General features: G+C 43.5%; 7 protein-coding genes and 1 pseudogene. All 8 read right to left on the bottom strand.

Features of this window, described 5'->3' with window-relative positions; translation table 11 throughout:
- Window positions 1-297, bottom strand: a pseudogene (locus tag CCU_RS09990) (GGDEF domain-containing protein); the annotation flags it as partial.
- 195 nt (window positions 298-492) lie between these two features.
- Window positions 493-1,620 (bottom strand): glycoside hydrolase family 53 protein, encoded by a 1,128-nt coding sequence (locus tag CCU_RS09985; RefSeq protein ID WP_208896156.1) that lies wholly within the window; start codon window positions 1,618-1,620, stop codon window positions 493-495.
- A gap of 141 nt (window positions 1,621-1,761) precedes the next feature.
- Window positions 1,762-1,974, bottom strand: a complete 213-nt coding sequence (locus tag CCU_RS09980) for a hypothetical protein (RefSeq protein ID WP_015534553.1) — start codon at window positions 1,972-1,974, stop codon at window positions 1,762-1,764.
- Complete coding sequence (locus tag CCU_RS09975; protein ID WP_015534552.1) at window positions 1,947-3,788, bottom strand: hypothetical protein; 1,842 nt, start codon at window positions 3,786-3,788, stop codon at window positions 1,947-1,949. The genes CCU_RS09980 and CCU_RS09975 overlap by 28 nt, the downstream gene beginning before the upstream one ends.
- 210 nt (window positions 3,789-3,998) lie before the next feature.
- Complete coding sequence (locus CCU_RS09970; protein WP_015534551.1) at window positions 3,999-4,841, bottom strand: sugar ABC transporter permease; 843 nt, start codon at window positions 4,839-4,841, stop codon at window positions 3,999-4,001.
- Complete coding sequence (locus CCU_RS09965) at window positions 4,841-6,277, bottom strand: carbohydrate ABC transporter permease (RefSeq protein ID WP_015534550.1); 1,437 nt, start codon at window positions 6,275-6,277, stop codon at window positions 4,841-4,843. The genes CCU_RS09970 and CCU_RS09965 overlap by 1 nt, the downstream gene beginning before the upstream one ends.
- A gap of 104 nt (window positions 6,278-6,381) precedes the next feature.
- Complete coding sequence (locus CCU_RS09960) at window positions 6,382-7,689, bottom strand: extracellular solute-binding protein (protein ID WP_015534549.1); 1,308 nt, start codon at window positions 7,687-7,689, stop codon at window positions 6,382-6,384.
- Window positions 7,690-8,200: 511 nt separating this feature from the next.
- A partial coding sequence (locus CCU_RS09955) for a substrate-binding domain-containing protein (protein WP_208896155.1) occupies window positions 8,201-8,764 on the bottom strand: 564 nt, incomplete at its 5' end.

Here is an 8,764-nt window from a genome sequence, read left to right as displayed (position 1 = left end):
GCTTATAGCCGGAACTCCGCTCTTCCTTATCCTGTCCAGCAGTTCCGCCGTGACTTCCGGATATTTAATATTGTTGACAGATATTATGATCCCATCAAAGTCTGTCAGCTCCGGAAGATTGTATATATTGTATTCTCCATAGCTGTAACCGTCGTCCCTGTTCCAATTGCCGTTGCTGTTGAATATGTACAAATTAACATCAGCCCTGGCTTCCTTTATCTTCTGCATAAATCCCAGCGGCCAGGCATAGGTGAAATACCTCTTCCAGCCATCCATGAACAATGCTACTTTTTTCATACCTTACCTCCTGATCAATCAGAACAACCCATCCTGTCCCCCATCTGTAAATTTGCCAAATATATTAAAAGGGCGCATCTGTATATATTATACACAGACCCGCCCAACCAAAACATATCCAAATGTATCAAAAATATGTACTTTACTATCAGAAACCACGGGGACGGAGGGGACAGACACCTCCGTCCCCATAATTCACTTAAGTGGATAGTCGCTGTGCAGCGGCTTGTAATCACGTATAGTCTTAAGTGCCGGCAGAGCATGTCCGTCATAATCAAAAAGTGCCTGATTTGCCCATTCATTTCCGCATGGTCCAGACTCCTCTATATATGACAGAGCACCTTCCGTAGCCCAGCCGCTTCCCGGTACTGGTATCCAGCCTGCCTCCCAATAATAAAAGCCATCGCCACCGGGAACATCATCTATCAGTTTCATTATGTCGTTCATAAATTCCGCCTGTCCCTCAGGTGTCATAGGGTAGTCAAGATTCTCCACCAGTGAAGGTTTTGTGGCATAGCCCTTTCTATCGTCAGGCCCCAGTTTCTCATAGTCAGCATAGTCCTCCATGGTAAATCCCATGGAAACCTCAGCAATAACTATCTTTTTGCCATATCTATCCGCCATATCCCGCATATTTGCCTCTAGCTCCTTCATGGTTCCATGCCAGAACGGATAATACGACATTCCAATTATATCAAAATTTTCTCCTCTTTCCATGTAGTGGTCAAACCAGTCCACATACATAGGATTGTTGCCACCATTGTCGAGATGTATCATGACCGGAATATCAGAGCCAACCGATCTGACCGCCCTTATTCCTGCGCTCACAAACTTCGCGATATTGTCATATTCTGGTTTCTGCCCAAGCGGCCACATCAGTCCGTTTGTAAGCTCGTTTCCAACCTGAACAAGCTGAGGTAAAACGCCCGCATCTTTCATCTCTAAAAGAGTCTCCCTTGTGTAGTCGTACACAGCCTGCTCAAGCTGATCCGCATCCATGCCTCTCCACGCCTTGGGCACCCTCTGCTTGCCCGGGTCAGCCCAGAATTCACTGTAGTGATAATCAAGCAGAATGCTCATTCCATGATCCATAGCGCGCTTCGCGAGTTTCTTGTATACCTCAAGGTCATTTGTGCCCGCACCATAAGGTACGCCGTCCTCCGTGTACGGATCATTCCACAGACGAAGTCTCACAGAATTCACACCATAGTTCTTAAGTATGTCAAATATATCTCCCTGCACACCATTGTCATAATATTTCGCACCCAGCTCTTCAACCTCGGCAACAGCGGAGAGATCCACGCCCTTTATATAATCTGCCATATTTTTGTCTCCTTCACCTGCATTTATTTTACTACCTGTTATAACCAAGAACAGCCGCCGAAGAAAAATGTTCTGCATACCCCTGATGTACCAGTTCATCTTCATCTGTCGGCGGCCTTCTATCAAGATGACATCTGTCACCTAGTCGTCAAATGTAATCCTGTCATACATTCTTCCATATTTTATTCTGATGAGCTCGTTCTTTGCCAGAACGTCCTCCTCTGGTCCAACATACTGACAACGGATACAGTAGTATTCCTTCTTGTCCTTATCATAGAACATATCTATATCCAGATCTCTCATAAAACACATTGGACATCTGTAATTTAATTTGCCTTTTCCAGACTGAGCCATGTTGAAAATACCTCCTTATCCTTAAGTGTCTTTGTATAACCAAGAGTGAACATTGGCGAGAACGCATATCCCTCTTTGAAATATCCTGTTGCGTCACTGCCTGATGCTCCCATGGCAGCCTTTGTCTCGATCGCAGGTATAACTGCTGACACCTCATCGGCGCCTGCGAGATCCTCTTCTCTGCACTTGTACTCATATGTGAGTGACTTGCTCTCTGAAGCATTCTTTGCTGTGAGAGTGATTCCTGTCATGTCCTCTGGGTACTCTGTTGTACCGTAGCATGCCACCATGTACTCATTGATCTCAACCTCTGCATCAGGGTTGCTCATCTCGAGGATAGTTCTCTCATGTCTTATCTTGGATGAACCCTCCTCAAAATATATCTTTGTCTGAAGTTTAACTGTCAGATCGTAGAACTCGATGTCAACCGGGTCAAGTGTAAGGATTCTTGTGCTTCCCTCCTGCGAGAATGTTGCCTTTGTTCTGCACAGACAGAGGTCGACCTCCTCACCCTTGTAGCTGATCTTGGCACTTCTTACAGTACCCTCTCCAGCATAGTGTGTGAAATATCCTGCTCTGTACTTCTCCTGGATCAGGAATGGATATGAAGCATCCTGAACATGTGGAGTTCCGATACCTACAGGCCAGTTGAGCTTTGCAGCGTATGGTCTGAGGTCAACGATCGCACCGCCCTGATCCATGTTGATCTGGGCTCTCATGTATGGATCGCAGTACCAAAATATCTGCTTGTCTGATCCGTACAGTATATCCTTCCAAAGAGCACACTCAGGCTCCTCGTATGTCTTGTTCTCTCTGTAGAAGTCAGCAAATTCAGCCATTGTCATGTCGATACATTTGCCTTCCTTCTTCAGGTCGCCATAATACTTCATTCCGTCCTCGTAGCTCTTCTTGAGCAGCTCATATGGAGCCTCCCAGCGTCCCATCTTATTCAGCCAGCCCGGTCCAACGAACATCATGTTGTATGAATATCCATTGTTGAACTTAGCCAGATGACGATACTGGTCGATAAGGTTGTACAGATATGGGTACTCCCATGTCTTGCTGTCATAGATCATTCCACGGAGAACGTTCTGTGGATGTGTACCAAAGTTAGAACCATTTCCATCGTAACATGCCAGCAGATCTCTTGAAAGATGAGGGATAGCGACGATTCCGCTGTCCTCAGCCTCATTTGCTGCAGGTGCATGTGTGTTCTGCTTTGAAGGTATCCATGGATTCCATGGGCCGCCATCAAACAGTGTGTACCATGAGTTGTTACATGTGTGGTAAGCCTTAGGGCCCTCCTCCCAGCATGTTGCAACTGCACACTTAACTGATGGGTACTTCTCCTTAATGTAGTTTGTGAGCTCTGCGTCCATGTAGTATGAACCTGTAGACACTGGATAAAAGCCAAATATATCATGGAACTTTCCAAATACGTCATCGACGATATTCTTCTTGTCCTCCATTGAGAACATCCAGATACAGAAGTCCTTGGTCTTGTACTTCTCTCTGAACTCTGTGCAAGGAAGTCCGATAAGTGAGAGCGCTATCTCATCTCCATACTTCTCATGATGCTCCTTGGCGAGTGATACAGCCTCCTCATTGAAAAGACTGGCATATGTCATCTGAATAGTAGTCTTGAGTCCGTTCTTGTGAGCTGTCTCCTGCTGGAACTTGAATATGTCCAGTGACTCTGTGAGGAGAGCTTTTCTTCCGATATCCTCTGCCTGACCATGGCCTGTAACCTTCTCGGCATACTCAGGAACCATCTCAGGGCGATGGATAATGTTTACAATAAATGTATTCTCCATATCTTAAATCTCCTATTTCGTATATGTTGTAACCTTTTGATCTAAAGATAATTGTCCCCAAATAAGCGACAATATCCTCATTTTTCATCCTGTCTGCCCTATTTTAGGGCTAATTATAGCAGGCATCCACACCACCATCCATATGTGGTCCATCCGGTACGCAGACACCTGCCCAAAATAAATTTTCTAATTTCTCTCAGACCGTCCGCCTTAACCCTTTACAGAACCGCCAGTTACACCCTCTACATAGTACTTCTGCATGATGACGAACAGTATTGAGATAGGGATAGCTACCACGATACCGCCGGCACAGAATACTGAGAAGTATTTGTTGACAAGTGATTTTTCAAGCATATTGTAAAGACCTATAGCTACTGTCCAGTCCTTCGAAACTCCTGAGTTGAGCATAAGCTTTGCGAATACAAAATCGCCCCAAGGTATAAGGAAAGAACTGATTACCTGATACACTACTATTGGCTTACACAGAGGAAGAATTACCTTCATAAATATCTTTGCCTCCGAAGCGCCCTCAAGTCTGGCAGCCTCCTTAAGTGACATTGGTATTGTGTCCATGAATCCCTTCATGATGAGGAATCCAAGTCCCGATCCCGCTGAGTAAACTATGATCATACCGAAATGGCTGTTTGTAAGTCCCAGCATCTTCAGGATAAAGTAAATTGCTATCATGAGAAGTGGGCCAGGGAACATGTTGAGTATCAGCGACGCACTCATGATCTGTTTTCTGCCGTTGAATCTCATACAACTCATCGCATAGCTGACCATAATTACAAATATAGTAGAGATGATACATGTAAATACTGCAATGATAAGTGTATTCTTGAACCATGACACATACTGCACAACCGAGTCAGGTCTTGTGAGCAGCTGAACAAAGTTGTCCATAGACCAGCTAGTTGGGAAGAAATGCGCTGTGTTGATTCCCTTATATCCGCTGAATGAGGTGACAACCAGCCAGATGATTGGAACCAGCCAGATAACTGCGAGGACAAGTAATACGATATGTTTAACGATCGAACCTATTGTTTTCTTCATTACTGGTACTCCTCCTCTTTATCTCCTGAGATCATTCTTGAGAATGATATAAGTGTAAATGCTGCACATATGATAAATACTATGATACCGATAACAGATGCCATCTTGTAGTCGTAGTATTCATTTGTAAGTCTGAACAACCATGTAACAAGAAGGTCAACTTCCTTTGCATGCGAATTGGCAAGCGCCTGATTCTGTGTGACGAATACATCCTGTGTGAGCAGGTAGATTACGTTGAAGTTGTTGATATTCTTTACAAAGTCTGTTATAAGTGCCGGGCCCTGAATGAACAGGATATATGGCATTGTGATCTTCCAGAACACCTGGAAATTTGTTGCTCCATCAATCTTTGCACTCTCAATCTGATCTGTAGGTATGTTCATCAGAACACCTGTTGCGATCAGCATCTGGTATGGAACACCGACCCAGATATTGATGAGAATGATCATTACCTTTGCCCAGTGAGGATCGGTCAGGAACGGTATATATGTAAGATGCTCACCGACAAGTCCTGCATGCTTAAGCATGTCTGTGATACCAATATTTGAGCAGATAGTGTTCACAATACCTGAATCAGCAAAGAAGTTTCTAACCAAAAGCAGTGTTACGAACTGTGGAACTGCTATTGATATGATGAAAAGTGTTCTCCACATCTTTGGCAGCTTGGTTGTCTTGGAATTGATTGCCTTGGCAAGAAGGATACCGCCTATGAATGTGGTAAATGTTGCCATGACCGCCCATACAAGTGTCCAGCCAAGAACCTTTCTGAATGAATATCCAAATGTAACTGTCATGCTGTTTGAGAACAGGCTTGCGAAGTTCTTGAAGCCCACCCATGTAAACAGTGAGTTTGGTGGAAGGTGCTGCTGGTCATAATTGGTAAATGCCACCGCTATAAGAATAAGTATCGGCAGAATATTCATTATGACTACACCAATTGTAGGAAGTGTGAGAAGTGTTATGTGGAACTTCTCGTTGAAGAGTGACTTCATATCTTCCTTGAATGTATTTATATGTTCTCCATTTTCCTTCATCTGCTGAAGCTTGTACACTGTCTTGATATTGTGAATGTAGAAAAGCACGAATATAAGAATGATGAACAACGCAACCACCGAATTGAGAAGGATCTGGAAAGAATTGTCGTAATTATTAGTGGTTGTCTGCATGGTGAGTGGATCAAATACCTGCTCAAACTTTACAGTTCCAAGAGTTCCAAATTTGGCAAGGTTTGGTGCCGCATAGCCTACGCACATCAACACAAACGCAGCCTCAACGATGAGCATGATCAAACCATTGACGATCTGCTTTCTTGCGAAGTAACCTGCACCCATGATAACCGCTGAGAGCTTAACCCATATATCACCTTTTGCAAAAGCAACACCAAAATTCTTGAAGTATCTTCCTATGGCTTTAAAGAATCCTGATATTTTCTTCATGAAAAAGCTCCTCTCTTTTTAAAATGCCCCACATGCCACGAATGACATATGAGGCATTCTCATTATAACCTATAAATATTATTCAAAGTACTTCTTAATTGAGATTACTCCTGTGATACAGGTGCTTCAATTCCTTCTACAGCATTGTCGAGAAGCTTCTGAAGATCTGTTCCGTCCGGATTACCCTGGGCAAGGATTGAACCAAGTGTCTCAGCTGGTGTCCAGTAGTTGCCGCCTACACGCTGTGGTGTTGCATATGCTGCCTGAGCTGCAAGAGCTGATATAGCTGGATCAGCCTTAACTTCTTCTGACTCTGAAGCGTTAATGTTTGAAGGACCAAGGCCTCTCTGCTTAAATCTTGTAACCTGTGTATCCTCTGATGTAAGATACTCAGCAAGAAGCATTGACCAGCCTACGTTCTTTGAATGTGGGTTTACACCTACAAGCTTGCATCCTGAGAATGAAGCCATCTGAACCTGCTTGCCTGCAACTGTGTATGTAGGAAGCTTAGCTGCTGCATAGTTCTCGCCCCATGCTGCCTGAGCGTCTGCCGCTCTCCATGTTCCGTTAACTGCTGCACAGATCGTACCCTCAGCGATTGCTGTTGCCTGTGTAGGATCATCCATATCTACAAATGCGCCAGTCTTAAAGAGATCAAGAATTGCCTGAGCTACGTCTGTACCGCCTGCCTGATTCCAAGTACATGTATTTGTAAGTCCGTCATCGTTAAGTGTAAGGTCAAGACCTGCACCCTGGAAGAATGAGTATACATACCAGGCATCTGATACGTTCATAGCAATCTTCTTATTTGCCTTCTTTGCTGCCTCGATCATAGCATCCAGTGACTGAACATCATCCTCTGTGAATACTGATGAATCATAGAACATGAAGTATCCGTTATCTGCTGTCATTGGATATGCATATAATGTTCCATCAACAGAAGCTGCCTCAACAGAAGCTGCTACATTCTCGTTTGCAACATCAAAAGTATATGTAGCCTGTACCGGCTGAAGTGCTCCAGCCTTAACCAGCTCATTGATCTGGTCATCAGCAAATGCGAATACATCAGGAGCAGCCTCAACGTCTACCAGGATATCATCCTTTGTCTTTGACTCTGACTCGGCTCCGAGTGTGATGTTGAAGTCAACATCTGAATACTTTTTCTTGAATTCTTCAATAACCTGTGTTGTGAGATCCTGATCTTCCTCAGAAGCCCATACCGAAAGATCTACAGTTCCTGTTGTTGCATCAATTAAGTTCTGAATCGCATCATCTGATGCTGCAGCCTGTGTTGTGCTGTCGCCAGCAGCTGCTGTTGTTCCTTCGTCCTTTGAATCTGCGTTGCCACATCCCGCAAGGCATCCTGCCATCATCGCAGCAACAAGTGTTAATGATAAAACTTTCTTTCTCATTCTTATGTCCTCCTCTTTAAATAAATAATAAGAAAATTAGTTGCCCTTATTGTTTCCCGTGCGCAATCGGTTGTTCTTTATGGTTATATATTATCAGTTCTGTTTATTGTTGTCAACTACTAATTCATATAACTTTTAAAATAAAAAAATATACATTTTGCACAAGCCGCTTCATTTGGAAACGTTTCCATGTTCGTTATATTTTGCGCACCCGTTTGCGTTGTGCACTATATATGGTAATATTTGTTAATCATCCGCAATCCCATATGTGAGATTTTCATGTTTCATTTCCTTTTCTAGCCATTATTACACTCATTTAGGCCGTTTTTTCATTACTTTCCTCTTTGTTACACCATAGAATATTGCTATAACAGCAATATTCTATGGTGTATTTTCATGCCCGTCGCGCATCATTTTTTGCGCATATTGCGCATATTCTGGCCCTTTTCACATAAAAACAGGGCGTCAGCCAAACACTGACGCCCCTCTAGGAAGGATATATAACTATGAATTACTTCGTTGACTCTTTTAATCTGAGTTCATAACCCAGATGTGTCTTCTTCTTAACTTCGTTGCCCTCTATAAAATCCACCAGCAGTTTACATGCCACCATTCCAAGCTCACGCGGATCAAACTGGAGCGATGTGATCGCAGGCTGGTAATTGTTCAGAAGTGAGCTGTTGTAGAATGACGCAACTCTCACATCAGTTGGCACCTTTATGCCCTTCTTATCCAGTATATTAAGTACATTCTGGCATATTCCATCATCCATACACAGTATGCATTCTGCTTTCTGCTTCATTATCTCTTCAATGGCATGTTCACATAATACGGAATTATCTATATCAAAGTATACCAGGCTGTTATCTACCGGTACCTCCATATCCTCCATCGCATCAAGATATCCTCTATACCTGTTGAGGGTTACCACATGATTCTTATTGCCACCCATGAGGGCTACCTTAGTCATTCCTTTGGCAAGCAGTATAGATGTAAGCTCACGGCATGCACTTCTGTGATCATGATCAACCTGGACAACATTGTCATCATCCATACTTCCAACCACAACAAATGG

This window comes from Coprococcus sp. ART55/1 (genome assembly GCF_000210595.1).
Taxonomy (GTDB): domain Bacteria; phylum Bacillota; class Clostridia; order Lachnospirales; family Lachnospiraceae; genus Coprococcus; species Coprococcus aceti.
Note: the sequence above shows the minus strand (reverse complement) of the source record. Positions and strands in the feature narration are given on the sequence as shown.